Origin of the sequence: Amycolatopsis sp. NPDC051716, from assembly GCF_040681595.1 — a bacterium.
Classification (GTDB): domain Bacteria; phylum Actinomycetota; class Actinomycetes; order Mycobacteriales; family Pseudonocardiaceae; genus Amycolatopsis.
In genome coordinates this window covers 97,717-122,704 of sequence record NZ_JBFAZA010000019.1, presented here as the reverse complement: position 1 = coordinate 122,704, position 24,988 = coordinate 97,717, and the positions used below count along the sequence as shown (strand labels likewise).

Annotated in this window: 23 protein-coding genes; 15 read left to right on the top strand and 8 right to left on the bottom strand. The window is 69.6% G+C overall.

Features of this window, described 5'->3' with window-relative positions; genetic code table 11:
- Positions 1–10: 10 nt before the first annotated feature.
- Together AB0M30_RS26015 and AB0M30_RS26010 are read right to left on the bottom strand one after the other, a co-directional pair.
- Entirely contained in the window at positions 11–1,984 is a 1,974-nt protein-coding gene (locus tag AB0M30_RS26015) for a hypothetical protein (protein ID WP_364588338.1), read from the bottom strand.
- 51 nt (positions 1,985–2,035) lie between these two features.
- Positions 2,036–2,515, bottom strand: a complete 480-nt coding sequence (locus tag AB0M30_RS26010) for a CGNR zinc finger domain-containing protein (RefSeq protein ID WP_364588335.1) — start codon at positions 2,513–2,515, stop codon at positions 2,036–2,038.
- A gap of 98 nt (positions 2,516–2,613) precedes the next feature.
- Between AB0M30_RS26010 and AB0M30_RS26005 the strand changes: the two genes are divergently transcribed.
- Positions 2,614–3,495, top strand: coding sequence for an alpha/beta hydrolase (locus AB0M30_RS26005; protein ID WP_364588332.1), 882 nt, complete (start codon positions 2,614–2,616; stop codon positions 3,493–3,495).
- 67 nt (positions 3,496–3,562) lie between these two features.
- Here AB0M30_RS26005 and AB0M30_RS26000 read toward each other — a convergent pair whose 3' ends face one another.
- A complete protein-coding gene (locus AB0M30_RS26000) occupies positions 3,563–4,792 on the bottom strand; it encodes an acyl-CoA dehydrogenase family protein (protein WP_364588328.1) in 1,230 nt (409 codons plus the stop codon).
- An 87-nt stretch (positions 4,793–4,879) separates the two neighbouring features.
- On the opposite strand from AB0M30_RS26000, the gene AB0M30_RS25995 reads away from it, so the two are divergent.
- From AB0M30_RS25995 to AB0M30_RS25985, 3 genes are read left to right on the top strand one after another with little or no spacing between them, the layout of a single operon-like run.
- Positions 4,880–5,491 (top strand): TetR family transcriptional regulator, encoded by a 612-nt coding sequence (locus tag AB0M30_RS25995; protein ID WP_360174436.1) that lies wholly within the window; start codon positions 4,880–4,882, stop codon positions 5,489–5,491.
- Between the two features lie 48 nt (positions 5,492–5,539).
- Positions 5,540–5,932, top strand: coding sequence for a hypothetical protein (locus AB0M30_RS25990; RefSeq protein WP_364588325.1), 393 nt, complete (start codon positions 5,540–5,542; stop codon positions 5,930–5,932).
- Positions 5,933–5,951: 19 nt separating this feature from the next.
- Complete coding sequence (locus tag AB0M30_RS25985) at positions 5,952–6,416, top strand: GNAT family N-acetyltransferase (RefSeq protein WP_364588322.1); 465 nt, start codon at positions 5,952–5,954, stop codon at positions 6,414–6,416.
- 359 nt (positions 6,417–6,775) lie between these two features.
- Here AB0M30_RS25985 and AB0M30_RS25980 read toward each other — a convergent pair whose 3' ends face one another.
- Positions 6,776–7,354: a TetR/AcrR family transcriptional regulator gene (locus tag AB0M30_RS25980; protein WP_364588319.1), complete on the bottom strand. Its 579-nt coding sequence runs from the start codon at positions 7,352–7,354 to the stop codon at positions 6,776–6,778.
- A gap of 92 nt (positions 7,355–7,446) precedes the next feature.
- Between AB0M30_RS25980 and AB0M30_RS25975 the strand changes: the two genes are divergently transcribed.
- Both AB0M30_RS25975 and AB0M30_RS25970 read left to right on the top strand, forming a co-directional pair.
- Complete coding sequence (locus tag AB0M30_RS25975) at positions 7,447–8,412, top strand: 2-dehydropantoate 2-reductase N-terminal domain-containing protein (RefSeq protein ID WP_364588316.1); 966 nt, start codon at positions 7,447–7,449, stop codon at positions 8,410–8,412.
- 15 nt (positions 8,413–8,427) lie between these two features.
- Positions 8,428–9,633 (top strand): cytochrome P450, encoded by a 1,206-nt coding sequence (locus AB0M30_RS25970; RefSeq protein WP_364588313.1) that lies wholly within the window; start codon positions 8,428–8,430, stop codon positions 9,631–9,633.
- Positions 9,634–9,686: 53 nt separating this feature from the next.
- On the opposite strand, the gene AB0M30_RS25965 is transcribed toward AB0M30_RS25970, so the two are convergent.
- The 3 genes from AB0M30_RS25965 to AB0M30_RS25955 form a co-directional block, all read right to left on the bottom strand.
- A complete protein-coding gene (locus AB0M30_RS25965; protein WP_364588310.1) occupies positions 9,687–11,000 on the bottom strand; it encodes a replication-associated recombination protein A in 1,314 nt (437 codons plus the stop codon).
- A 98-nt stretch (positions 11,001–11,098) separates the two neighbouring features.
- Positions 11,099–11,467 carry an MmcQ/YjbR family DNA-binding protein gene (locus tag AB0M30_RS25960; protein ID WP_364588307.1) on the bottom strand — a complete coding sequence of 123 codons (369 nt, stop codon included), beginning with the start codon at positions 11,465–11,467 and terminating at the stop codon, positions 11,099–11,101.
- Complete coding sequence (locus AB0M30_RS25955) at positions 11,464–11,859, bottom strand: MmcQ/YjbR family DNA-binding protein (protein WP_364588304.1); 396 nt, start codon at positions 11,857–11,859, stop codon at positions 11,464–11,466. Before AB0M30_RS25955 ends, AB0M30_RS25960 begins: the two co-directional genes overlap by 4 nt.
- 199 nt (positions 11,860–12,058) lie before the next feature.
- Between AB0M30_RS25955 and AB0M30_RS25950 the strand changes: the two genes are divergently transcribed.
- From AB0M30_RS25950 to AB0M30_RS25935, 4 genes are read left to right on the top strand one after another with little or no spacing between them, the layout of a single operon-like run.
- Complete coding sequence (locus AB0M30_RS25950) at positions 12,059–12,877, top strand: AraC family transcriptional regulator (protein WP_364588301.1); 819 nt, start codon at positions 12,059–12,061, stop codon at positions 12,875–12,877.
- 45 nt (positions 12,878–12,922) lie between these two features.
- On the top strand, positions 12,923–13,321 hold the full coding sequence (locus AB0M30_RS25945) for an RHS repeat-associated core domain-containing protein (RefSeq protein ID WP_364588298.1): 399 nt from the start codon (positions 12,923–12,925) through the stop codon (positions 13,319–13,321).
- Entirely contained in the window at positions 13,263–13,448 is a 186-nt protein-coding gene (locus AB0M30_RS25940) for a colicin E3/pyocin S6 family cytotoxin (RefSeq protein WP_364588295.1), read from the top strand. The genes AB0M30_RS25945 and AB0M30_RS25940 overlap by 59 nt, the downstream gene beginning before the upstream one ends.
- The gene (locus AB0M30_RS25935; protein ID WP_364588292.1) at positions 13,449–13,718 is read left to right on the top strand and encodes a hypothetical protein; all 270 of its coding nucleotides are present in this window, start codon (positions 13,449–13,451) and stop codon (positions 13,716–13,718) included.
- A 54-nt stretch (positions 13,719–13,772) separates the two neighbouring features.
- Here the strand turns inward: AB0M30_RS25935 and AB0M30_RS25930 are convergent, their stop codons facing one another.
- Positions 13,773–18,506, bottom strand: coding sequence for a fibronectin type III domain-containing protein (locus tag AB0M30_RS25930; RefSeq protein WP_364588289.1), 4,734 nt, complete (start codon positions 18,504–18,506; stop codon positions 13,773–13,775).
- A gap of 318 nt (positions 18,507–18,824) precedes the next feature.
- Between AB0M30_RS25930 and AB0M30_RS25925 the strand changes: the two genes are divergently transcribed.
- From AB0M30_RS25925 to AB0M30_RS25905, 5 genes are all read left to right on the top strand, one after another.
- The gene (locus tag AB0M30_RS25925; RefSeq protein WP_364588287.1) at positions 18,825–19,193 is read left to right on the top strand and encodes a hypothetical protein; all 369 of its coding nucleotides are present in this window, start codon (positions 18,825–18,827) and stop codon (positions 19,191–19,193) included.
- Positions 19,194–19,690: 497 nt separating this feature from the next.
- Positions 19,691–20,674, top strand: a complete 984-nt coding sequence (locus AB0M30_RS25920) for a LuxR C-terminal-related transcriptional regulator (RefSeq protein ID WP_364588284.1) — start codon at positions 19,691–19,693, stop codon at positions 20,672–20,674.
- A 133-nt stretch (positions 20,675–20,807) separates the two neighbouring features.
- Positions 20,808–22,214 carry an APC family permease gene (locus tag AB0M30_RS25915; protein WP_364588281.1) on the top strand — a complete coding sequence of 469 codons (1,407 nt, stop codon included), beginning with the start codon at positions 20,808–20,810 and terminating at the stop codon, positions 22,212–22,214.
- A 23-nt stretch (positions 22,215–22,237) separates the two neighbouring features.
- Complete coding sequence (locus AB0M30_RS25910; RefSeq protein WP_364588278.1) at positions 22,238–22,585, top strand: hypothetical protein; 348 nt, start codon at positions 22,238–22,240, stop codon at positions 22,583–22,585.
- Between the two features lie 18 nt (positions 22,586–22,603).
- Complete coding sequence (locus AB0M30_RS25905) at positions 22,604–24,910, top strand: N,N-dimethylformamidase beta subunit family domain-containing protein (protein WP_364588275.1); 2,307 nt, start codon at positions 22,604–22,606, stop codon at positions 24,908–24,910.
- Positions 24,911–24,988: the final 78 nt, after the last annotated feature.

Genomic DNA, 24,988 nt, shown 5'->3' with positions numbered 1-24,988 from the left:
GGGGTGACCTTCAGCTTCCCGAGGTCGAGGCGGCGATCGTTCCCGGTCGAAGGATGGGCTGGACGGCGAACGGCCGGTACCCGGCCGCGGCGGGCAGGTCGAAGTGCTCGAACCGGCCGGACCGGACGTCCCAGCGCACCAGCCGGCTCGTGCCGCCGCGCTCGTGGGTGAACACCAGCGTCGCCGGCGTCTCCCAGAACGGGGCCGAGGGGATCGCCGTGCTGAGGTCGCAGCCTTCCGGCAACGGGTGTTCTTCCGGTTCGCCGTCGTCGAGGAGCCAGACCGAAGGCGGCGCGTACTGGAACGCGTACAGCAGCTCGCCGCCCGGGGCGAGCTCGTACTGCCGGTCGGCCGGCACCGGGGTCCGGGTGCCGTCCGGGCGGTGGTGGAAGACGCCGTCGGGGCCGCGTTCCAGCGCCGCGCCCGAAAGCGGGTCGATCTGCCAGAGGCCGGGCGCGAGCGGTTCGGGGTCGGCGCCCGGGCGCCAGCGGAACGTCCGGCTGCCGACGTGGAAACCGTCGGCGTAGAACAGGGCGCCGTCGATGACGGCCAGCGCGCGGCGCGTCAGCTCGTCGGTCCGGGCCAGGCTCGTGACCTCGCCGGTGGTGACGTCCAGCAGGTGCGGCCGGTCCCACGACCGGCGCCCGACGTGGTGTTCGACCCCGGCGAGGAACCGCCCGTCGGCACTGCGGACCGGGTGGCTGCCGAGGTCGGTGGGCAGCCGCTCGGCGGTGCCGTCCCACCGCACCAGCATCCCCGGGCCACCCGACGTGGCCACCGCGATCCCCGCCGGCGTCTCGTGCGCGCGGTAGCGGTACTGGTCGGGAACCCGGCCGAGCACGACCGGTTCGCCCGCCCGCCACACGATGACCTCGCCGTTGCCCCCGACGACGCCGGCCCGCGGCGGCGCCCCCGGGATCGTGGCCGGGTGTTCCGACCGCGACGGCACCACCGGCACGGGCACCGACACCGGTTGCGGCTGCTGCCGCCGCGGCAGCGCCGCGATGCCCGCGCCGACGCGCCGCACCAGGTGGTCCGACACGGCGTAGGCGAGCAAGCCGGGAACCTCGCCCGGCGCGACGAGCAGCCGTTCGGCGAGGTCGCCGGCCGGCGCCGGGTCACCCCACGCGGCGATGCTGGTGAGATCCGCCGCGGCCCAGGTGTACCGGGCACTCGCGGCCGCCTGTTCCACTTGTGCCGCAAGGGTTTCCGGCAGGGAGACGCGGTCGGCCGCGAGCGGCGGGTGTTCGGCGAGCCGGTGCCCGTCGCCGTCGGTGACGAGCACCCCGGCGGCGACGAGGAGCGCGACCGCGTCCCGGTGGGACACCGGCTGTTCGACACCGAGCTGCGCGCAGATCGCCGCGTCCGGCGGATCGCCGGGCAGGGGCTCGTCGAGCCAGGAGTCCGGCCGGGGCGGCCCGAACCCGGCGGCGGTCCACGCGGCCGACATCACGGGATAGCCGAGCACCTGCTGCCAGCCGGCATCGGGTGCGAAGAGCGCCGGCCGCGTCCGCCGCACCCAGCGGGGCAAGCCGGGGTCCGCGGACGGCCAGAACTGCACCAGCCAGACATCGCCCTCCTCCTCTTCCGCAGCCGCGCGGCGGGCGACCCGTACCCGGAACAGCCCCCGCCGGCCGAGCTCCAGCGTCCCGTCGTGCTCGCCGCCGGTGAGGAACCCGAGGGCAACCCGCCCGCTGCGGCTGTGGAACGGCGACTCGACGACGTCCTCCCAGTCGTCGAGCACGACCATCGGTGGCGTGTCGTGGGCCTCGAGCCGGACCGACTGGAACGGGTCGCCGGCGTGGCCGTGCACCCACCCGTCCCCGGCCGTCGCGACCGTGCCGGACAGAGCCTCGGTCGCCAGCTCGCCGAGCAGCTCGTTTTCCAGCGGGGCCAACCCGTCCGCGCTGTAGCGGTCGCGGACCACCAGCGTCCCGTACTCCGGCAGGTACTCGTCGTCTTCCAAGATCCCCAGCAACGTCACCTCTCGACCGTAGCGAACTTCCGCGGCCAGGCCCCGCGCCGGCGAGCGTCGTCAGCGGTTGCGCTGGTAGTGCCGGCGGGCTTTCATGCGGTTGCCGCACGTGGCCATCGAGCACCAGCGGGCCTGGTTGGCGCGGCTGCGGTCGAGCAGGAACAGCCGGCACTCGTCGTTGGCGCACGGGCGCAACCGGCCGGGTAGCTGCTCCTCCGTGGCGGCCCAGTCGAGGATCACCTCGACGGCCAACCGCGTGTGCGGCGGGGTCTTGGTCGTCCACAAGAGACCGTCCGAAGTGAACTCGGGCACCTGGTGGACCCCTTCGAGCAGCGGGCTCAACGCGGCAGGCGAACTGGTTCCCAGCACCACGTCCCGCAAGATGTCCCGCGCCTCGCGCAGCGACGCCAGCTCCGCGAGGCTGCCGTCACCGCCGTGCTCCCGCGCCCAGCGCCGGCCCGCGACCGGGTCGCCGAGCGCGTCCTGCTCCGCACCGTCGACCAGCGGCCTGCTGTTGAGCAGGTCCAGCAGCGCAGTCATCCGGACTCCTTCTCTAACCAGTTCGACCCGCTTGACAGGTTACCCCGTTCATGCTTGCCTGGGAACCTAACCGGAACAAGTCTTCGAAGGAGTTAGACATGAACCCGGTACACCACCGGACCGCCGTCGTTGACGGGCACGAGCTCTTCTACCGCGAAGCCGGTCCCGCCGACGCCCCCGCGATCGTCCTGCTGCACGGCTATCCGACCAGCTCGTTCATGTTCCGCGAACTCATCCCGCTGCTCGCCGGGGACTACCACGTCATTGCGCCGGACCACCTCGGCTTCGGCCACTCCGCCGCCCCCCTCGTGTCGGAGTTCACCTACACCTTCGACGCCCTCGCCGAACTCACCTCCGGGCTGCTCGATCACCTCGGGCTGGGCCGCTACGCGATCTACGTCCAGGACTACGGCGCACCCATCGGCTGGCGCCTCGCGCTCAAGCACCCCGAACGGATCTCCGCGATCGTCACCCAAAACGGCAACGGCTACGAGGACGGTTTCGTCGAGTCGTTCTGGACCGGCGTCTGGGCCTACGGGGCGGCTCCCGGCCCGGACACCGAGCCCGCCGTCCGCACCGCGTTGAGCCTCGACGCCATCCGCTGGCAGTACCTGCACGGCGTTCCCGACCCGAGCGTGGTCAGCCCGGACACCTGGGAACACGACTTCGCCCTCGTCTCCCGCGAAGGCAACGACGAGGTCCAGCTGGCGCTGTTCCGCGACTACCCGAACAACCGCCCGCTCTACCCGCTGCTGCAGGAGTTCCTGCGCACCAGCGAGGTGCCCGTCCTCGCCGTGTGGGGCCGCAACGACGAGATCTTCGGCCCGGCCGGCGCGCAGGCCTTCGCCCGGGACGCCGAGGACGCGGAGGTGCACCTGATCGACGGCGGCCACTTCCTGCTGGAGAGCCACCTGGACATCGTCGCGGGCTACCTGCGCGGCTTCCTCGGCCGCGTGCTGGACCGGCCGGGAGTCTCCTGAGCGGCCTCCGGCGGTGCTCCCGATCGCGGCGGCGAGGTGCCGCGATCGGGACGTCGTGCGGCTTTCCTTACTGTGCCCGGAGAACCGGAACCAGCAGCCGGGCGTACTGTTCGCGGTCCAGTTCGGTGATGAAGGCGGGATGCCGGGTCGCGGTGCCCAGATCGCGCCAGATGCGCTGCGCCGGGTCCGAGTCGGCGAATCGGCCGGCACCACCGACATCCAGCAGTTTGTCCGCCGCCTGGCGGATTTGCCGCGCGGCGAACCCGCAGTCCATCCGGGTGCGGGCGATGGCGAGGGGAGACAACCGTGCGCCCGTGCGGGTGGCCCGGTCGACGGCGTGGGCGGTGCGCGCGGCCTGCAGGATCGCGCTGTCGATGAGCATGGCGGCATCGGCGATGTTCGCCTGCACGGCGGGGGCGTCGATCGCCCGCCCGGGGGATCTCCCCGCGGAGACCAGCGGCCGGCCGGCGCTGAGCTTCGCCACGACGTGGTCGTAGATCCCCATGCCCATCCCCAGCACCGGTGCGGCCAGCGCACCCATCAGGCCCTGCGGTTTCGGGACGCTCAGCGGCGTCGAGGGTCCCGGGACGGCCCCTCTGGCCGGGAAGACGATCTGCTCCTCCGGGACGAAGACGTCATCCGCGATGATCGTGTCGCTGCCCGTGCCGCGCATCCCGACCATGTTCCAGGTGTGTTCGACCGACGGTTCGCTCGTCCGAACCAGGGCGAACCCGCTCTCCCGGGCGGACCCCGCGTCCTCGGTCACCACGCTGAGGATCGCCCAGGACGCGTGGTGGATGCCCGAAGCCCAGCCCCAGCGGCCGCTGAGCAGGTAACCGCCATCGATCTTCCGGGCCGGCGCGGCGCCGGCGGAGGAGCCGCACACGGTCGCGTCCGGATCCTCGTCCCAGACCCGGTGCCGTACCTCGTCCGGGAAGAGCCAGAGGGCGATCCCCGCGGTGTAGTACACCGTCAGCACCCAAGACGCCGACGCGCAGCCGCGCCCCACCTCCGCGGCAACGGCCGTCGCGGCGCACGCGCCGGCCTCGTGACCGCCGTACCTCCGCGGTGTGGCGAGGCGGAGCAAACCCTCTTTGCGCAGCGCCGCGATGTCGTCATCGGGCAGTTTTCCCATGGCATCCGCCGCGTCCGCGTTGGCGCTCAAGACCGGCACCAGCGACGCCGCGGCCGACACGAGCGCCAGCTCTTCCGCGGGCAAGCCGGCGGTGAGCGCGTCCAGCCGATCGTTCACCGGGGGTGTGCTGCCCTTCGTCGTGGTGACCTGGCTCGGGTCCATCGAGGTCTCTCTCTCCGCTCCGAATCTGACACTGAGTAGCATTTGTGAAACTACAGTACCAGGTTTGGGGTGTAGTACCATCGGCCGGTGACCAGGCTGCCGGAGCGGGACGAGCGTCGTCCCGGTGCGCGCGAACTCGCCCGGCGTGCCATGAGGGCGCAGGTGTCCGAGATGGCGCTCGATTTGTTCCTGGAGAACGGCTACGAGCAGACCACCATCGACGACATCTGCGCGGTCGCCGGAATCTCGCGCAGCACGTTCTTCCGTTACTTCCCGTCCAAAGAGGACGTCTTCGCGAGCGAGACCTCGGCCGCCGTCGACGAGATATTGGCGGCGTTGCGTCAGCGACCCGATGACGAAGCCCCGTGGTCCGCGCTGCGCCACGCCATGGGCCCGCTCGTCGAGTACTACGCGACCCAGACGGACCGCGCCCATCGGCTGGCCGCGCTCGCCGTGACGACCCCGGCCCTCGCGACGGTCCAGCAGGAAAAGCAAGCGAAGTTCCGGGCCCTGATAGCACCCGAGCTCGCACGACGGCTCGGGGTGGACCCGGCCAACCCGACCGATCCGCGGCCGCGTGCGCTCATCGCAAGCGCCCTGGGTTGCCTGGAGGCCGCCGTCGCGGCGTGGATCGCGGGAAACGGAACGCAGCAATTGGGCCGGCTGCTCGACCGCGCGATGGACTCGATCAGCCCCTGAATTGCGTTTCGCCGGGGTGACTTTTTCAATGGGGATAGGTGAGTTCGATTGTCCGAAGAGGTTCCGGGGTACCGCGAAATCGGGGACGGGGAGTACGCCCTCCTCGGCCCCGACGGCTCCGAGTGGCGCGAGGTCACAGGCTGGCTCGAGCCGGGTGAGGTCCGTCAGCTTGTCGACGAGGGCGCAGTCCTGGTGTTGGACCTCTGTGAAAGCTGGGTCTGGGGGGCCGAGCTGGACAACGAGGTGCTGTCCCACGTCGTCACGGCGGTTCGTTCGCACAAGCTCGCTCGATGGAAATACTCGGGAAACGTCATCTACGCACCCTCTCTGTGGCATGATCAGGAGGGGCGAAAATTGGTGCTGCTGGCGGAAGAAAACGCCAAACGAAAGAAAGTCATTCGCGAGCTTCGAGGCGACTACGAAGTTGTCCGCGGCCTGTAGCGTGAGAAGAAGGGCGGCCATGGCAGAGGTCCGGCTCGATCCGATGACCCCCGAGGAATACGCGGAATACCACCGCGACGCGGTACTGGCCTACGCCGAGGCCCACGTTTCGGCGAAGAGCTTGCCGCCCGAGGAGGCACGGCAGCGCGCCATCGACGAGTATGCCGAACTCTTGCCCGAGGGCGCGGCCACACCGGGCCACCACCTCTACACCGCCCGCGACGGCGACCGGAAGATCGGCATGATCTGGTTCGCCGAACGCCCCCACGGCGCCTACCTCTACGACATCAAGGTCGAGCCGGGCCTGCGTGGCCGGGGGCACGGTGAAGCACTCATGCGGGCGATGGAGCACGAGGTCCGGTCCGAGGGCCTGAAAACCGTGCGGCTCCAGGTTTTCGGCAACAACTCGGTGGCCCGGTCGCTGTACCGAAAACTCGGCTACATCGAGACCAACGTCGTCATGGCGAAGGAGCTCGACCAGTAAACGGGACACGCACACGGCCAACGGCGGTGCGGCGGTGCGGCGGTGAATGTTACGACAGGTCTCGCCGGTCTGTGCAGGCCCATCGAAGGCTCGATCAACACCGTCGCAAGCCAATTCCCATGCACATGGGCCATGTGCTGTGCTGATCCGAATGGACTTTCAGTACCCCTTGCCTTCCCGGGTTGGATTAGCTCCGCGGTGTCAGAATCCGGCGGTAGCCGGATGGTCACCATGGAAAGCGGGGGCTTCCGCAGTAACACGCTGGAGGTCCCGCCCCGGCGCCTGACCGGAAGTGACGCCGCCTGCGGTTCCTTGGCGATGCCGCTCAGCTGGACCGGTCGGCGGGCGAATCACGCGACCTACCCCTCCGGCTGTGGCCGACGAAGTCCGTCCAGCACAAGGGTGATGACGTCGTCGGCCTCGGCTCGCCAGCGGGGGCGATCATGAGCCGCGCCAATTCCGTGTAGCGCCATCATGACGGCGCCCGCGTCCACGTCGTCGCGAACGGTGCCCGCCTTTACCGCGGCGGCCACCAGGTCGGTGACGGCCTGCTCCAGCGCCTGGCTGCCTTCGGCGAGGGCGCTCGAGTGATCGGCCCAGAGGGTGGCCAGCGTCCGGGCGAGGCCCTGGTGGGTGTCCATGTGGTCGACCATGCCGCGGAGGAAGGTCGCCAGCGCCTCCGCCGCGGGCCGTGTGGCCTGGAGGTGGCGGGCGCGGTCGCACAGCGTGGCGACTTCGCCGTGGTAGACCGCCTCGGCCAGCGCCTCCCGGGTGGGGAAGTGGCGGTACAGCGTGCCCGTGCCCACTCCGGCCAGGGTGGCGAAGTCATCGAAGCGCAGGTCGAAGAACTCGCCGGCGGCGGCGACCTTCCGTGCGGTGGCGAGCAGGGCCTCGCGCTTGCGCTGGGCGTCGGCTCGCAGCGGCTTGTCGGCGGTCATGCGCTCCCTCGCGTTGACAAATGGAGATGACCTCCATATTTTGGAAAAGTGGAGATGACCTCCAGATCGAATCGTACCCCACGAGGTGCAGAGTGAAGATCCTGATGTTCGGCCGAGGCGTGATCGCCACCATCTACGGCTGGGCCCTGGAACGGGCCGGGCACGACGTCGAGTTCTACGTCCGGCCGGGCCGCGCGGCGACCTATGGGGACGCGGTGGACCTCGACCTGCTCGATACGCGACGCCGGGTCTGGGGACAGCGCGTCGCCGAGAAGTGGCCCGTGCGCTACCGCGAGACGCTGGAGCCGGACCACGACTTCGACCTGATCTTGCTGAGCGTGTCGCACCACCGCCTCGCGGAGGCGGCGGCTTTCCTGGCCCCGCGGGTCGGCCGGGCCACGGTGCTGGTCTTCGGCAACATCTGGGCCGAGCCCCTGGCGGCGGTCGGCGCGCTCCCCGCCGACCGGATCGCGTGGGGCTTTCCCCAGGCCGGTGGCGGTTTCGGCGCGGACGGCGTGCTCCATGGGGTACTGCTGCCGTCGGTCGTCTTCGGCACCCTCGGCCGGCCTCCGACCGACCGGGAGCGGGCCGTGCGCCAGGTGTTCCGCGAGGCCGGCCTCCGGCTCAAGGAGCGTCCCGACTTCCGCGGCTGGCTGTGGGTCCATTTCGTGTCGGACGCCGGCTTGCACTCGCAGGGCCTGCGGCGGGGTTCCTTGTCCAAGCTGGCCGGGGCGAAGGGCGACTTGCGTGAGGCGCTGCTCGCCGGCCGCGAGTTGCTGCCGCTGCTCGAGGCGCGCGGCCTCGACCTGCGACGTCACCGCGGCGGTCTGCAGCTGTTCCGGGCGCCCGTCTGGCTGACGGCGCGCGTGTTCGCCTGGCTGACCGCTCATGTCGCGCTGGCGCGGATGGCTCTCCAGGCGCACTCGGACCCCGACGCCGAGGAACCGCGGGAGATCTGCCGGGACACCCTCGCGGAAGCACGGCGGCTGGGCATCGCCGTGCCGCGGCTGGAAGCGGCGGAACCGTACTTCGCCCGTGAGGCGACGGGCCGAGCCTGAATGGAAGGAAAAGTCATGACCACCGCCGAGAAGCACGAGTTCCCCCTGGCCCGCACGTGCCCGTTCGCGCCGCCGCCGGCGTATGAAGAGATCCGCGAGCACGAACCGATCTCGCGGGTTCGCCTGCCCGACGGCGGGTGGGCGTGGGTGGTCAGCCGCCACGAAGACGTGCGAACCGTGCTGAACGACCGGCGGTTCAGCGCCGACCGGCAGCATCCGGACTTCCCGCAGCTGGTCAAGGGCGCGGCGGCGGCCCGGCGGCCGGACGAAGAGCGCACCCTGATCGAGATGGACGCACCCGAGCACGGGCCGGCGCGCAAGGCCGTGCTCGGCGAGTTCACGGTGCGCCGGATGGAGGCGCTGCGGCCGCGGATCCAGGAGATCGTCGACGAGCGGATCGACGCGCTGCTGGCCGGACCGCAGCCCGGTGACCTGGTGGAGTCGCTGTCGCTGCCGGTCCCGTCCCTGGTGATCTGCGAGATGCTGGGTGTGTCCTACGCCGACCACGGCTTCTTCCAGGAGCACACGGCGAAGATGTTCAAGCAGTCGACGCCGCCCGAGGAGCGGGGAGCGGCCATGGGGGCCATCCAGGGCTACCTGACCGACCTCATCGCGAAGAAGGAAGAGAACCCGCCGGACGACCTGCTCGGGCGGCAGATCGTCAAGCTGCGCGAAGAAGGCACCTACCGGCGGACAGCGCTGGCCGGCATGGGTTTCCTGCTGCTCGTGGCCGGCCACGAGACGACGGCGAACATGATCTCGCTGTCGACCGTGGCGTTCCTGCGCAACCCGGAGCAGCTCGCGATGATCAAGGCCGACCCGGGCAAGACGCTCGACGCGGTCGAGGAGATGTTGCGGTACTTCACGATCATCGACGCGGCGGCGTCCCGGCTGTGCGTCGAGGACACCGAGGTCGGCGGGCAACTGATCCGCGCCGGCGAAGGAGTGCTGGTGCTCGGTCATTCGGCCAACCGGGACCCGCGGGCGTTCGAGCACCCGGACGAGCTCGACATCGAGCGCGGCGCGCGCCACCACGTGGCGTTCGGGTTCGGGCCGCACCAGTGCCTGGGCCAGAACCTGGCTCGGATGGAGCTGCAGATCGTGTTCGACACGCTGTTCCGCCGCATCCCCACGCTGGAGCTGGCGGTGGACGTCGAGGAGCTGCCGTTCAAGGACGACGCGAACATCTATGGCCTGTACCGGCTTCCGGTGACCTGGTAGCGAACTGCCGTCCCGCCACCGGGGGAGAAGGACCTCGACGGCATCCGGCCCAATCATCCGCGTTGCCGGTGAGCACGCGAGGCGGCCCACTCGCGCAGGCGCTCGGCGATCTCGATCTCGTAGCCGTTCCGGGTGGGCTGGTAGTACGTCTCGCGGTCCATGCCGGCGGGGAAGTAGTCGGCACCGGAGAAGCCGTCGGCGGTATCGGGGTCGTACTGGTAGTCCTTGCCGTAGCCGAGGTCTTTCATCAGCCGGGTCGGGGCGTTGAGGATGTGGGCGGGCGGCATGAGCGAGCCGGTGCGCCGGGCGGCGCGGTGGGCTGCGTTGAACCCGCGGTAGACGGCGATGGATTTCGGGGCGGTGGCGAGGTAGACGACGGCCTGGGCGATCGCCAGCTCGCCTTCGGGGGAGCCGAGTCGTTCGTAGACGTCCCAGGCGGCGAGCGTCTGCTGGACCGCCTGCGGGTCGGCCATGCCGATGTCCTCGTTGGCGAAGCGGACCAGGCGGCGGGCTACGTACAGGGGGTCCTCGCCGCCGTCGAGCATGCGGGCGAGCCAGTACAGGGCCGCGTCCGGGTCGGAGCCGCGCATTGACTTGTGCAGCGCGGAGATCAGGTTGTAGTGGCTCTCCTGTGCTTTGTCGTAGAGCGGGGCGCGCTGCTGGATGTGGTGGGCGAGCGCGGTGGTGTCCAGGGGTGTCTCGATGTCCGGGAGGGCTTGGAGCTGTTCGGCCATGTTGAGGAGGTAGCGGCCGTCGCCGTCGGCCATGGCGATCAGGGCGCGGCGGGCGTCGTCGTCCAGGGGCAGCCGGTGGCCGGTGAGCTGCTCGGCGCGGTCGAGCAAGGTGGACAGTGCGGCTTCGTCGAGGCGTTTGAGGACGAGGACCTGGGTGCGGGAGAGGAGGGCGCCGTTGAGTTCGAAGCTCGGGTTTTCCGTGGTGGCGCCGATCAAGGTGATCGTGCCGTCTTCGACGTAGGGGAGGAAGCTGTCCTGCTGGGCGCGGTTGAAGCGGTGGATCTCGTCGACGAACAGCAGGGTGCCCTGGCCGACACCGCGTCGGGTTCGTGCGGTGGCGAAGACCTTCCGCAGATCGGCCACGCCGGAGAAGGTGGCCGATACCGATTCGAAGGTCAGGTTGCTGCCGGCCGCGAGGAGCCGGGCGATGGTCGTTTTCCCGACGCCGGGCGGCCCCCACAGGATGGCGGAGCCGAGGCGCTGCTGGGCGACCATGCGGCCCAGCGGGGCGTCCGGGGCCAGGAGGTGGTCCTGCCCGACGACGTCGGTCAGCTGCGTGGGGCGCAGGCGGTCGGCGAGGGGCCGGGCGGGCTCCTCGTCGAAGAGCGGCAGGGTCGGTTCAGTCGGTTCCATCGGACTCTCGGATCGGCGGGACGTGTGCGGGTGTGACAAGCGTTGCACGGGGCGCTGACGAGCGAGGGCTCAGCCGCCGGCGGCGAAGCTCGCGGCGGTCATCGGGCACCGGGGCGGTCGCGTCGCGGCAGCCGCTCGACGACCAGTTCGTAGGAATTCGTGACGGCCTCGGTGACCAGTCGTTTGGTGATGCCGGGGCCTGGCCCCAGCGAGATCCAGTGCCGTTTGTCGAGATAGCGGCCTGGTGTGATGGAGGCGTAGCCGCGTTCTTGCGCGCGGGCGTGTTCGGGTTCGCACTTGACCGTGATGATCTGGTCGTCCGGGTCGTCGGTGACGATCAGGAACACCTTGCCGGCCACCTTGTACACGTCCAGGTGCTCGGTGAACGGGTAACCGTGGTCCGTCCCGGGCAGCGCGAGGGCCGTTGCGCGCGCGGCGTCTTGGAGCCGGTCGCCGGTCGCGCTCACCTGGCCGCCCGCGTGCCACTGCCGTAGGTGTGCGGGTCGACGGGCTGCTCGGCCTTCGACAGGTGAGAGACGACGAGCAAGTAGGAGTCGGTGACGAGTTCTTCGACCAGTTTCTCATCGATGCCTTCCCCCGCCTCCAGCGTGATCCAGTGCTTCTTGTTCATGTGGTAGCCGGGGGTGATGTGGCTGTTGTGCTCCCGCAGGGCGAGGGCCTCGCCGGGGTCCGCCTTGAGGATCACGATGGGGCGCCCCGGGACCTCGGTCATCAGCATGAACACCTTGCCGCGGACCTTGAAGACCTCCCAATCGGGGCCGAAGGGGTGCTCCAGCCGAGCTCCGGGAAGTTCCTCCGCGCGGCCGGCGGCGGTCTTCTGCAGGGTCGATCCGTTCATGGGTGAGCCTCCTCTGGTGGTGACGGAATGTGACAGCGGTTGCGGCGGCACGTCCCCCATCCTTCCCGCGAAGCCGACCAAGAGGGCGGTAGACTGCGGACACGTGATGGTCGACAAGCGACACCCCAGGCCGAGCGAACCGGTCGCGGTTCCGTTGTACGGTTTCGAGCCCCGGGTCGGTACTCCGTACGGCCTTGAGGTGAATACCATCGAGGATTTTTTCGTCCAGCACGACGGCTGGCCGTGGAATCCACCCCGTCCGGTCCGCGTCACCTTCTACTACCTGATCCTGGTCACCGAGGGTGAGTTGCGGCACGACGTCGACCACGTCACGCGAATCATCGCGCCCGGTCAGTGGCTGTGGGTGCGTCCTGGGCACGCGCTGTGCTTCCATCCGCCCGGCACGGCCCGCGGCCCGTTCATCCTGTTCGAACCGGACGTGCTGACGCCCGGCACCGCCGGTCTCCTGGCCCCGCTCATCGCGCACGAGGCCCCTGCCGTGCTCAGCCCGCACCCCGATGACGCCGTCTGGCTTCAGCAGACGGCCTTCCAGCTCCTGGATGAACACCGCGCGCTGGGGCGCCGCCCCCTCGACATCCACCACGCCCTGCGGCGCAGCCTGCTCGAATCGCTGCTGCTGCGCCTGGCCAACGCCGCCGGGATCGACCCTGCCGACGCGACGGCCGGCACGAGCCGTGGTGACCTCTTTGGACGGTTCCTGGACACCTTGGAGCTGCATTTCCGCGAACTGCACCGGGCCGCGGACTACGCCGAGCTGCTCGGCTGCTCGGTCCGCACCCTCAGCCGCGCCGCCCAGGACGCCACCGGCAACGGCGTGCGGGAGCTCATCAACGAGCGGCGGCTGCTCGAAGCCCGGCGCTTGCTGGGAGACGCCCGGTGGGACGCCCGGGCCGTGGCCGCCCACCTCGGCTTCACCGACCCCGCGAACTTCGGCCGGTTCTTCCGCGACCGCACCGGTTCCACTCCGGCCACCTACGCGGCTCGCGGAAGAAATTAAAGCACGCCATTGCGCCCAGCGTGCCCGAGCGACGGAAGTATCTCAATGTGCGCCGCCGGCGGGGTCACGTCGGCCTTCGTGTGGGACATCAGCTCGCCGGCGAACGTGCTCTCCGACAGCGCCAACGCCTACGTCTACGACGGCAGCCTGCCGATCGAGCAGATCGGCACCGAGGGCACCATCTGGTTCGTGCACCTGCGGTCGCGCTACTACGACCCGGCCATCGCGGTGTTCCTCACGGTCGACCCGCTCTCGGACATCTCGGGGACGCCGTACGCCTACGACAATCCGCTCAACCGGGTGGATCCCCACGGCCAGTGGAGCATCCTCGGCGCGATCGCGGGCGGCTTGCCGGCCGGGGCCGCCCCATCAGGTCTCCGCCGCCATGAGCAGCGGGCGCAGGACCCGGAAGCGCTGGATCAACGACGACGGGTGCATCCTTGAACGGGACTCCCAGCACGGTGCGGTCGAGAAGTACTCGAAGAACGGCAGGAACCACCTCGGCGAGTTCGACCCCGACACCGGGGAGCCGCCGAAGGACGGCGACCCGGCCAGGCGAGTGGAGAAGTAGATGTGGGCGGTCACCGGTTACGGCCGAGACGAAAGCCAGGTGTTCGAACAGGACCTCGCCGGGCTCGGTGAGGACGAGCTGACGCGTTTGCTCGGCGGCGATCCCGGCGCGTACCAGGGCGGTGACGTCGCCATCTCGGCCGAGGGCCGGACGCTGCTGGCGGACCGGCACGGAATCCGGTTCGAGCCGGACGTCGAGTACTTTCTCAGCTACTTCCGGGACTATCCCGGCCAGGTGGTGGGCCGCCCAGGCGACGACGGCGGGCAATGAGCGTACGGGCGAGCCTCCACGGTGGTCTTCAGTGTGACATTTCGGTGTCGCCGTTCACCGGCCGTTCAGAAGAAGCTTCTTGGCCGGGTTCTTTGCCTCTCCGGGGTCGCCGGAGCAGGACCTGGATATGTCCCGGAGTGTGCGGTTGGTGGTCCCATCCTTGATGACGACCTGTACGGGCGAATTGAAATTGCTCGCGTTCTGGGAGAAGACGCTCCAGTCGCCGGCTCCATTGACGTAAAGCTCGAAATATCGCGTGCCGGTGGTGGTGATGTAAACCTTGATCCGGCGGTTGGGTGGATAACCCGTGCCGGTCACCGTGGTTTTGGTGTAGGGCGCGTCCGCTATGCCACAAAAGTGCGAGACGTCCGTGGCCAGCGTCCACAGCTGCACGCTGATCGTGCTGGAGAAGTTGCCGTAGAGCAGGTAGTTGAGGGATTGCAGGTAGAACTGGTAGTTGTGTCCCGGGGTCAGCCCGTCGACGGTCCAGGACACTCCGGTGACGGGATAAGGCAGCTGCCGGAACCCGGCCTCGCCCGCGGAGACGTCGCGCATGTAGATGAAGTAGCCGGTGGTGTTGGCCGCGGGTGTCCACAGCAGAGTCACCGAGAAGACGTCGCGGACGGCCCGCAGGTTGCTGGGGCCGTCGGGGATGAAGCCGCCGGCGATCGACGAGGCGACGTTCGAATATCCGCCGCCGAGGTAGCCGTTGAGGGACCGCAGCTGGAATTCGTAACTGGCGCCGGGAACGAGACCGTTGGCCATCCAGGAGGAACCGGAAACCGGGTAGGGCAGCTGCTTGAACGCCTCCCCGGCGGTGACGTTCCGCTGGAGGACGTAGTAGCCGGTCGCGTTGGCGGCGGGTGACCAGGACAGGGCGACCTGGCCGTTGGCCTGTCCGGACGCGACCGCCCGGAGGTTGCCGGGACCGGCGGGTACGGCCCCGCTCGCGGTGACGGTCACGACGTCGGAGAACCCGCCCTCGAGGTAGCCGTTGAGAGAACGCAGCTGGAACTGGTAGACCGCGCCGGCGATCAGGCCGCGAGCGGTCCAGCTCGAGCCGGACACGGGGTACGCCAGTTTGACGAGGTTCGGTTCGCCGGCCGTGGCGTTGCGGACGTAGACGGAGTAGCCGCTGGCGTTGGCCGCCGGTGTCCAGGTGAGTGTCACCGCGCGGTCTCCGGCGGTGGCGCGGAGGTTGGCGGGTCCGGCGGGGGTGATCCCGCCCGCGGTGACGCCGGCGGTGTTGGAGAACCCGCCGCGGAGGTATCCGTTGACGGGCTGCAGCTTGAATTCGTAGCGGCCACCCGGTGTCAGCCCGGCCGCCACCCAGCTCGATCCGGTCACCGGGTACTGCAATTGCGTGAATCCGCTCTCGCCGGTGCTGACGTTGCGCTGATAGACGTAGTAACCGGACGCACTGGCGACCGGGGTCCACGACAACGTGGCCTGGTTGATGCCCGGCGTCGCCCGCAGATCGGTGGGAGCTGACGGGGTGACGCCGCCGGCCGTGACGCCGGCGACGTTGGAGAAGCCGCCGCGGACGAGCCCGTTGACCGACTGCAGCTTGAACTCGTACCGGCCACCCGGTGTCAGCCCGGCCGCCACCCAGCTCGACCCCGTCACGGGGTACCGCAGCTGCGTGAAGTCGCCTTCACCGGCGCTGACGTTGCGCTGGTAGACGTAGTAGCCCGAAGCGCCCGAGGCTGGGGTCCAGGACAGCGTCGCCTGGTTGGTGCCCGCGGTCGCCCGCAGGTCGGTGACGCCCGGGGGCCGGGTGCCGGTCAGGGTGACGTCGGCGGTGTTGGAGAGGCTGCCGTTGAGGTAGCCGTTGACCGGCTGGACGCGGTATTGGTAGTGCGCACCGGGCACGAGACCGGCGCTGACCCAGGTCGGCCCGCCGACGGGCCAGGGCAGCTGGGTGAACGCGGTTTCTCCGGCGCTGACGTTGCGGACGTGGATGTAGTAACCGGTCGCGTTCGCCGACGGTGTCCAGGCCAGGGTCGCTTCGCCGTCGCCGGACGGCTCGGCGGTCAGATCGGTCACCGCCGCCGGGACCGGCCCGGTCACCGCGACCGTGGCCACATTGGACAGTCCGCTCCGGAGCCGGCCGTCGGCCGCCTGCACCTGGAACTGGTACGTGCCGCCCGGTGTCAGGCCTTCGGCCAGCCACGTCGGACCGGACACCGGCCAGGGCAGCTGGGTGAAGGTGGTTTCGCCGGCGGTGACGTTCTTGCGGTAGACGTAGTAGCCGGTGGCACCCGGCGAGAGCGTCCAGGACAGGGTCGCGGTCCCGTTGCCCGGGCTCGCCGACAGGTTGGTGACGGCGTTCGGGGTGACGCCGGTGACCGCGACGGCGGCCACATTGGACAGTGCGCCGCGGATGTCTCCGTTCGTCGCCTGCAGCTGGAACTGGTACGTTTCGCCCGGGTTCAGCAGCTCGGCCACCCACGTCGGGCCCGAGACCGGCCACGGCAGCTGGGTGAAGGTGGTTTCGCCGGCGGTGACGTTCTTGCGGGAGACGTAGTAGCCGGTCGCGTTGGCCACCGGTGTCCAGGACAGGGTGGCGAATCCGTCGCCCGGACTGGCGGACAGGTCGGTCACCGCGCCGGGCGCGGGTCCGGTCGGGGTGACGGTGGCGATGGTCGAGAACACGCCTTCGGCCGTTCCCTTGGTGGCCTTCAGCTGGAACTCGTAGGTGTGGCCGTTGGTGAGCAGGCCGGCCGTCCACGCCGGGCCCGGCACCGGGTACGGCAGCCGGGTGAAGGTGGTTCCCCCGGCGGTGACGTCCTTGGTGTGCACGTAGTAGCCGGTGGCGCCCGGCGAGAGCGTCCACGACAGGTCGGCCTGGTTGTTGCCCGGTGCGGCGGTCAACTGCGGCGCGACCTGCGGTCCGAGCGGGACGGCCGGATACGGGCGCGGATACGGTGCCCCGACGGAGAAGTTGCCCGCGAGGGAGTCGGCGAACGCCGCGGCGATCTTGACTTCGCCTCGGGCGTTCGGGTGCGTGCCGTCCCAGAGGTCGTCGGCGGGGACGATGTCCTTGCCGGTTTCCGCGACGTACAGCTGGGAGTCCTCAGTGGACAGTTCCTCGGTTGTGCGCCGGAGCCGGGCGTTGAAGTCGGCTACCGACGCGGCGTACCCGGCTTCGCTTTGCGTGCGCTGGTTGGGCAGCAGGGTGCCGAAGACGAACTGCACGCCGGGATCGGCTTGGCGGGCGTTGGCGACGAACTTGCGCAAGCTCTCTTCGGTGCCCGCGGGGTCGCTCATGCCGAAACCGAGGTCGTTGATGCCGAGCAGCACCAGCAGGTAGTCCGGGTGGTGGGCGGCGACGTCGTCTTGGATGCGGGCGGCGGCCCCGCCCATCGACTCGCCCCAGATGGCGTCGTGGTGTTGTGCGAACGCGGGGTCGGCGTAGGTGTGGTTGTCGTTCCAGGTGCCGGCCACGTTGTCGAAGAGGTCGTCGCGCGGGCCGACGAGCGAAAGCTGGGCGCCGGCCGCGGTTTCGTGCTTGTCGAACCGGTAGCGCCAGGTGAAGTCGCCCGCACTGCCCTGGCTGATCGAGTCCCCGACCACCATCACCTCAGTCGGCAGCGCGAGCCGCACCTGGGCCGACGCGGGGCCCGCACCCCGGCGGTTGAACGACCTGACGCTGACGGTGAGGGGCAGGTCGGAGTCCTTGGGCAGCACGGCCGCGGGGCCACCGTGGTTGATCACCGCGACCAGCCGGCCCTCCGCGGTGACGACCTCGTACCCTTCGGCCGGCGGACCGGACGCGGGCGGTTGCCAGCTCAGCGTCCCCGACTCGTGGTCCGCGGCGGGCGTCCAGGTGATCGCCGTCGGCGGATCGGGAACTTCGGTGTAGAGCCCGGGTGGGGCGACGTGCACCGAGGTGGTGGCCACCGCGGACTGCCCGGCGTCGTTGGTGACCTTGAGCCCGATCGGGTAGTCCCCGGTGGCCGCGAACGACGTCTCCAGGACGTCGCCGTCGGTGGTGGTCGCGTACCGGCCGGAACCGTCGAGGTCCCACGCGTAGGTCAGCGGCCGTCCGGCCGGATCGGACGACTCGCCGGCGGACAAGAGGAACGGCTTGCCCGGGACCGCACCGTCGATCGGGGTGATGGTCGCCTCGGGTCCGGCCGAGGGCGGCGCCGGCCGGACCCGCGCGGCGAAGAACTTGGCCGCGTCGAGGGGGTAGGTGTCCTGCCCCGGCCCGTCCCCCACCGTTTGGTAGTTCGTGTGCTGGGAGAAGGAGAACGTCGTGATCGGCTGAGTGAGGCTCGTCCACCGCACGATGCCCTGGCAGATCGGGTCCAAGGCGTGGCAGTACGACCGGACCTTGTCCCGCGGGGCCGGGAACTCCGGTGGCGCACCGCTGCGCCAGTCGGTCAGCAGGCCGTTGCGGTTCCGCTCGAGGGTGCCGAGGCTGGTGCGCGCTTTGCCGTTGAGCAGGGGATCGCCGAACAGTGCGACCCCGAGCACCCGGTCCCGCTGGTCCGCGGGCAGCGACCGGTAGACGTTCCCGGTCACCTGGGCGCCCTGGCTGTAACCGGACAGGACGAGCTGGGTGCCGGCGCAGTTGTCGGTCACCGACTTGATCTTGGCTCGGAGATTGGCTTCGCCCTTGGCCACCGACCGCAGGTACCCGCCGAACGGGCCGCTGCCGATCGCCAGCCCCGCACCCAGCCCGTTGACGATCTTCTCCCAGCCGCCGAACACCGCGACGGCCGGGTATTGCTCGGCGGTCTCCTCGGGCGTCTCCGCCTTGCCGTTGGCCCAGAGAACCACCGACTTGCCTTCGACAGCCGCAGCGAAGTCCAAGTAGAAGCGTTCGACAGCCGGACCGGCGCCCAAACCGGCGGTGGCGCTCTCGCCGGACCCTCGGGAACCGAGGACCAGCAGGTCAGGACAGGATTCGTCGGCGTGCGCCACAGTAGGTGGCAGCACGGTGAGGCCGCCGGTCAGAACCAGGACAAGGACGCAAAGAATCCCCCAGCACCGCATTCCGGCTCCCCCAGTAGAATGACGATGGAACTACGTTAAGCGAAAACCGGTCGCCGTCCAATCCGCTACCTGGCCGCACTTTCCGGGACTATCGTCAGATTCATGGGTTTCCTGCGCAACCGGGGCCGCCGCGCCCGGCTCTCAGCCTTGGCGGACGCCATCGGCGCACGAAAGGGCGAGGTGCTGGGTGACGAGTTTTCCGGCGGCTTCGGTCCTAACGGACCACTCACGTTGGGAGTTATTACCCTTCGACCCGGGTCCGAAGTCGACGTCGCACAGGCACAGATCGACGCCGCGGTGGCTGCTGGTTACACGAACCCGCCCGAACCGCCCTGTACCCAGGGATGCGGGTTTCTCAAAACCCCGGACATGCCGTTCCTCGTCATCGAGACCTATGTGGCCGGGAAGGTCATCCCCCATCACGGCCAGGTCCCTCCCGGGCACACCGGCGTAGTGGTGAGCTTGACCTGACGGGGCATCGCGCCAGTCTCTCCGGAGTGATCGATCGTCAGGCCTGCGGTGGCCGGTGCGACGTAGCCGACCAGCACCGTGATCGACGGCCCTCACACGGCGGCGATTCGTTCCCTGTGCTCCTGGAACCGCGCCCCGGCGGCGGTGCGCTGGTGGCGATCGAAGAGACGCAACGCGGTTTCCTCCCCGGTGTCGCCGGGCGGTGGATCCGCCCGTGCCTGCTTCGCCGCCGACGAGGAAGTGCGGCGATCAGCACCGCACTGGCGAGCACGTTGATCAGCGTGCACACCAGCGGGCCGATCCCGTCGACGGTGCGCCTCTCCGTCGGAGGCGTGTTGGTTTGTCCTTGTTTGCCGTGTCGGAGGCGGCGACGGCAGGCTGCCTGGACTTCCTGGATGGTCACCATTGCGTGTATCCGCGCCAATTCTCGTCCCCGGAGCCCGAGAAGAAGTTACTATGGCGCGCTGGGGTAGGCCGCCTTCGAGAAGGATTTGCTGATGGAGCCATCCCACACCCGGGTCCTGGTCGAGGCGGCCTACGCTGCTGGAGCCCATGACCGACGCGCGGCCGCGATGACGGTGCTGAGGCTGCTCGAGCCGGTGACCCATCACGACGCCGGTGCCTTCATGGTCTGGGACCCGGTGGCTCAAGCACACCGAGCGCTGGCCGCGGTCACCTACGGTGACGAAACGGTCGTTGCGCTGGGTGACCGGTATGCGGCGAGCGCCGAAAACCGGCCGGTCCGGGAGCTGCACCTGCCGATGCGGATCGACGACATGCCGGGCGACTACCGGCGGTCCCCGATGTACCAAGAGGTGCTCAGACCGGGCGGCTTCGAGGATGGCATGACCGCTTGCCTCTTCTCCGGCAGCGGCGCGTACACGGGCATGCTGCACTTCTCCGCGGCGGCGCGCGGCTCGTTCCGCGCCGACGCGGCCGAACTCCTCGAGGCCCTGGCACCCGCGCTGGCCCGGATGTGCGACGTGGCCCGGCGGCAACCCTCCGGTTGCGCCATCCCTCCGGGCGCGAACGCCACCCTGATCGACCACAACGGCCGTGCCTGGGCCGTCGAGTCGTGCGCCCCGGCGCTAGCGCCCACGCAGCCCGGCTTCGCCGCCTTCCTGCGTCGCTTCACGGCCTCGACGCAGGTCACCGCCACCGGGCTGCAGGCGTCGAGCGAAGGCTGGCTCGCGCTTCAGGTCCTGAAGGTGGCCGATCCACTGGGGCGGCCGGAACCGGCGGTACTGGTGCAGGAGCTTCCTACGGCCGGCCTGCCGCACTCCCTCTCGCCGCGCGAGTACGACATCCTGAACGGGATGGCGGCGGGGTTCTCGAACCAGCAGCTGGCTGCGCAGCGTGACGTCTCCCTGCGTACGGTGACCACGCATGTGGAGCGGATCCTGCACAAGATGGGACAGCCTTCGCGAGCCGGCGCTGTGGCGTCGGCGCTGCGCGACGGGATCCTGCGCCTGGACCGCTGACGGCCCTTGTCGGTAGTAATGCGTATTGAGCCGAAAGGTTGCCGAGCGTCATATTCGAGGTGAAGACCAGCCCACGTTGAAGGTGGCTCCCACCCCGCCGTCCGGGCTCGTTCATCCCTCAGGAGGCCCGGCCATGAACGCTCCAGAATCTCCGCAAACCGCGCCGGAAAGAGCCGGCGGCGCGGAGGACGACCGCGACCGGCTGCACGACCTCGGTTACGAGCAGGAGCTCGCCCGCACGCTCAGCCTGGCCGACGTCGTCATCTACGGCCTGATCTACATGGTGCCGCTCGCCCCCGTCGCGGTGTTCGGCATCGTCTACAACATGTCCGCCGGCGCCGTCGCCGCGGTCTACCTGGTGGCCGCGATCGCGATGCTGTTCAGTGCCATCAGCTACAAGGAGATGGCGGTCCGGTTCCCGGTCGCCGGCTCGGTCTACAGCTACGTGCGGATGGGGAGCAACCGCTTCCTCGGGTTCGTCTCGGGGTGGGCCATCCTGCTCGACTACCTGCTGCTGCCGGCGCTGCTGTGCGTCTTCGCGGCCAGCGCGATGACCGGAGTGGTCCCCGAGGTGCCCGCCTGGATCTGGGTGGTGATCTTCGTCGCCGCGACCGCCCTGATCAACATCATGGGCATCAGCGTCACCGCGACGATGAACAAGATCTTCCTTTACATCCAGCTGGCCGTGCTGGCCGTGTTCCTGGTCTGGGCGGCCGTTCTCCTCGTCGAGGGCCGGGCTCACCTGTCGCTCTCCCCGTTCGTCCCGGCCGGCGGCGGCTCCTGGTCCCTGGTTCTCGGTGCGGTCCCCGTCGCCGCGCTGAGCTACATCGGCTTCGACGCGATCTCGACACTGAACGAGGAGGCCGAAGGCGGCGGCAAGACCGTCTCCAAAGCCACCATGATCGTCCTCTACCAAGTGGCCGCGCTGTTCGTCGTGCAGGTCTTCGTGGCGAGCATCCTGGTCCCGAGCGGGACGACCTTCGCCGACGGCGACCCGGTCAACAACGCCTTCTACAACGTGGTGGGCACGGCCATGGCCGGCTGGTTCAAGACGGTCCTCCTGCTGACCGCCGCCCTGATCGCGATCTTCGCCAACACCATCGCCTCCAACGCCACCTCCGCCCGCCTGGTCTTCAGCATGGCCCGCGACGGGCAGCTGCCGAAGTTCCTGTCGCGGGTCAGCGCCCGGCACCGGGTCCCGGTCAACGCGATGATCTTCATCGCGCTCCTGTCGGTGGGAGTCGGCATCCTCGGCGTGGAGCAGTCGGGACTGCTGACCACCCTGGTGACCTTCGGCGCCATCACCGCCTACATCCTTCTGCACGTCAGCGTCTTCACCCACTTCGTCATCCGAGGCCGCAGCCGCCGCTTCTTCGTCCACTGGGTCTCCCCGGTCCTCGGCGCCGCGCTCCTGCTGGTCGCGCTGTGGAACGCGGACCCCAACGCCAAGATCGTCGGCTCGTGCTGGCTCGTCATCGGCCTCGGCGTGGCGGCGTACTTCAAGTTCACCGGCCGCTCGCTCGGCAGCTCCGACGCCTGACCGCACCCGAGAAAGGGACCCTGATGCGCACCAGTGCAGATCGCTCGGCCGAGCTGCTCGAAGTGTTCCGCCTGCGCAGCGAACAACGCCTGCGCAAAGAATGCACCGGCGAAGTTGCCACCGCGCACGAAGCTGCTCCGCTGGGACCGCACGACGACCGGACCCAGCGCGTGCTGCGGGCGCTGCGCAGCCTGCCCACCGCGGGCAAGCACATCATCTTCTCCGAAGGTCCCGACGGCCCCTGGCGCGTGGCGAAGATCGTCCTGAGCCTGCCGGGCAACCTGCTCTTGACCCAACTGTCCTTTGAGGACTACGAAGACGCCATGCGGTCCATCTTCACCGCGCGTGTCGCCGAACTGCTGCAGAACTAGAAAGGAACGACGAGGGCCATGGCACTCTCGAGCGGCCGCACGACGAGCCAGAACGTGTTCGGCTACACCGATCGCTTCTCCGCCCGTCCGGGCGAGGAACTGTCGTTCCACATCAGCTGTGAAGGCCCCGCGACCTACGATGCCGCCCTGGTGCGCTTGCGGCACGGCTACGACGGGCAGGCGGGCCCGGGCTTCCTGGAAGACGAGGTTCCCTCCAGCATCGACGGGACGTACCCGGGTCAGTACTACGCGTGCCAGCCCGGCTCCTACGTCGAAGTCCCCGACCCGAACGGCCTGCTGGCGAACCCCGGCGCACTGGTCATCAGCGCTGCCGTCTTCCCGACCCTGCCGCGCGACAACCGCTCAGGGAACCTGGGCGCCTACCGGGTCAGCCAGAGCTCGGTCGGCTTCACCGGCGAACGCCAGGCCGTCATGGGCACCTGGGACGCGACGACCACGACCGGCTGGGCCCTGCTGCTCGACGACGGCAAGCCGTCCTTCGTGTGGAGCGAGGGCGGCCGGCAACGGACCCTCACCCTTGAACAGGAGCTGACGGGCCACCAGTGGTACCGGATCGACGTCGAGTTGCCCCGGTCGGCGGGGCGGATCACCCTGCGGCAGAGCCCGCTGGAGCACTGTGCGGACCGGGTGGCACCGGCCGCCGCAGCCGCCGTACCCGAGCAGGCGAGCGCGCCCGCCTCGGCGGTCTGGACGGCTTCTTCGATGCCGTTCCGCATCGGCGCGCTGGCTCGCCGGGACGGTGACCGGCTGCTCGCGGCGACCGCGTTCAACGGGAAGATCGGCGGCCTCCGCGTCGAACGCGCCACCGGCGACGCGCGCGAGCCGGTGGCCGCCTGGCACTTCGGCCGCAGCCGACGCCCCGACGGGCTGCTGCTGGGGGACGTGATCGACGAGGGGCCACACGGGCTGCACGGAAGCTGCGTCAACGCGCCCGTCCGGGGCGTCACCGGCCCCGCGTTCCGAGGTGTCGTGGAGGACTTCCGGCTCGAGCCTGACGAGTTCGACGCCATCCACTTCCACGACGACGACATCGCCGACGCCCAGTGGCCCGCGGCGTTCACCTTCGAGGTGCCCGAGGACCTGCCCAGCGGCGTCTACGCGGTGCGGCTGCGGGCCGAGGGCATCGAGCAGCACGTGCCCTTCCTCGTCGGGCCGGGCCGGCGGCGCAAGGACGTCGCCGTCTTGTTCCCCACGGCCACCTACCTGGCTTACGCCAACGACCGGATCGCCTTCGAGGCGGACGGGATGGAGATGCTCCTCGGGCACACGCCCATCGTCCACAAGGAAGATCTGGTCCTGCAGGACCACCCCGAGTTCGGCCGCTCCCTGTACGAAATCCACAACGACGGCTCCGGCGTCGTGTTCGGCAGCGTCCGCCGCCCGCTGATCAGCCTGCAGCCGCGGTACCGGGCCTCGTTCATGAGCGAAGGACCCTGGGGCCTGCCCGCCGACCTGTCCCTGGTGCACTGGCTGGAGACCGCGGAGTGCGAGTTCGACGCCCTCACCGACGAGGACCTCGACCGGGAAGGCTATGACCTGCTGCGCGACTACCGCGTCGTGATCACCGGAAGCCACCCCGAATACGTCACGCGCCGCGAGCTCGACGCCCTCGAAGAGTTCACCGCCAACGACGGCCGGCTGATGTATCTCGGCGGCAACGGGTTCTTCGCGACCGTCTCCTACGACCCGGACGCACCGCACCTGATGGAGCTGCGCCGCGCCGACGGCGGGACCCGTCCCCACCAGTCACCCTTCGCCGAGCGCCGCCACACCACCTCGGGCGAGGCCAGCGGCCTCTGGCGCAACAAGGGAAAGGCCCCGCAACGCTTGGTCGGAGTCGGGATGGCGGCTCAGGGCTTCGACCGCTGCACCCACTACGAGCGCCTCGCCGACAGCCGGGATCCACGGGCGGCCTTCATCTTCGAAGGCGTCGGCGAGAACGAGCTCCTGGGCGACTTCGGCATCATCGGCGGCGGCGCGGCCGGTTCGGAGATCGACTGCTGGAACCCGGCGCTCGGCTCCCCGCCCGGAACCCTCGTCCTGGCCACCTCCGGACCCTTCTCCGACAACTACTTGCTGGTGACCGAGGAAATCTTCGAGATGCTCCCCGGCATGGGCGGAACCGAGCAACCGGCGGTCCGCTCGGACATCGTCTACTGCGCGCTGGAGGGCGGCGGCGGATTCTTCTCGGTCGGGTCCATCGCCTGGACCGGGTCGTTGTCCCACAACGGGTATGACAACAACATCGCGAAGATCACCGGCAACGTGCTGCGTCGCTTCCGCGACGAGAAGCCGCTGGAGTAGCCCGCGGCGGCCTACGTCCGGCATCGCCGCCTGTGGAAACCACCTCTGTGCCGACTGGAGATCCAGTGACCACCGTTC

Excerpts from the sequence above, each read along its gene's own strand:
- AB0M30_RS25965 (WP_364588310.1), bottom strand. The coding sequence starts at position 11,000 with ATGGAACCGACTGAACCGACCCTGCCGCTCTTCGACGAGGAGCCCGCC.
- AB0M30_RS26010 (WP_364588335.1), bottom strand. The coding sequence starts at position 2,515 with ATGACTGCGCTGCTGGACCTGCTCAACAGCAGGCCGCTGGTCGACGGT.
- AB0M30_RS25945 (WP_364588298.1), top strand. The coding sequence starts at position 12,923 with ATGTGCGCCGCCGGCGGGGTCACGTCGGCCTTCGTGTGGGACATCAGC.
- AB0M30_RS26005 (WP_364588332.1), top strand. The coding sequence starts at position 2,614 with ATGAACCCGGTACACCACCGGACCGCCGTCGTTGACGGGCACGAGCTC.
- AB0M30_RS26000 (WP_364588328.1), bottom strand. The coding sequence starts at position 4,792 with ATGGACCCGAGCCAGGTCACCACGACGAAGGGCAGCACACCCCCGGTG.
- AB0M30_RS25915 (WP_364588281.1), top strand. The coding sequence starts at position 20,808 with ATGAACGCTCCAGAATCTCCGCAAACCGCGCCGGAAAGAGCCGGCGGC.
- AB0M30_RS25980 (WP_364588319.1), bottom strand. The coding sequence starts at position 7,354 with ATGACCGCCGACAAGCCGCTGCGAGCCGACGCCCAGCGCAAGCGCGAG.
- AB0M30_RS25910 (WP_364588278.1), top strand. The coding sequence starts at position 22,238 with ATGCGCACCAGTGCAGATCGCTCGGCCGAGCTGCTCGAAGTGTTCCGC.
- AB0M30_RS25935 (WP_364588292.1), top strand. The coding sequence starts at position 13,449 with ATGTGGGCGGTCACCGGTTACGGCCGAGACGAAAGCCAGGTGTTCGAA.
- AB0M30_RS25940 (WP_364588295.1), top strand. The coding sequence starts at position 13,263 with ATGAGCAGCGGGCGCAGGACCCGGAAGCGCTGGATCAACGACGACGGG.
- AB0M30_RS25985 (WP_364588322.1), top strand. The coding sequence starts at position 5,952 with ATGGCAGAGGTCCGGCTCGATCCGATGACCCCCGAGGAATACGCGGAA.
- AB0M30_RS25905 (WP_364588275.1), top strand. The coding sequence starts at position 22,604 with ATGGCACTCTCGAGCGGCCGCACGACGAGCCAGAACGTGTTCGGCTAC.
- AB0M30_RS25925 (WP_364588287.1), top strand. The coding sequence starts at position 18,825 with ATGGGTTTCCTGCGCAACCGGGGCCGCCGCGCCCGGCTCTCAGCCTTG.
- AB0M30_RS25955 (WP_364588304.1), bottom strand. The coding sequence starts at position 11,859 with ATGAACGGATCGACCCTGCAGAAGACCGCCGCCGGCCGCGCGGAGGAA.
- AB0M30_RS25970 (WP_364588313.1), top strand. The coding sequence starts at position 8,428 with ATGACCACCGCCGAGAAGCACGAGTTCCCCCTGGCCCGCACGTGCCCG.
- AB0M30_RS25920 (WP_364588284.1), top strand. The coding sequence starts at position 19,691 with ATGGAGCCATCCCACACCCGGGTCCTGGTCGAGGCGGCCTACGCTGCT.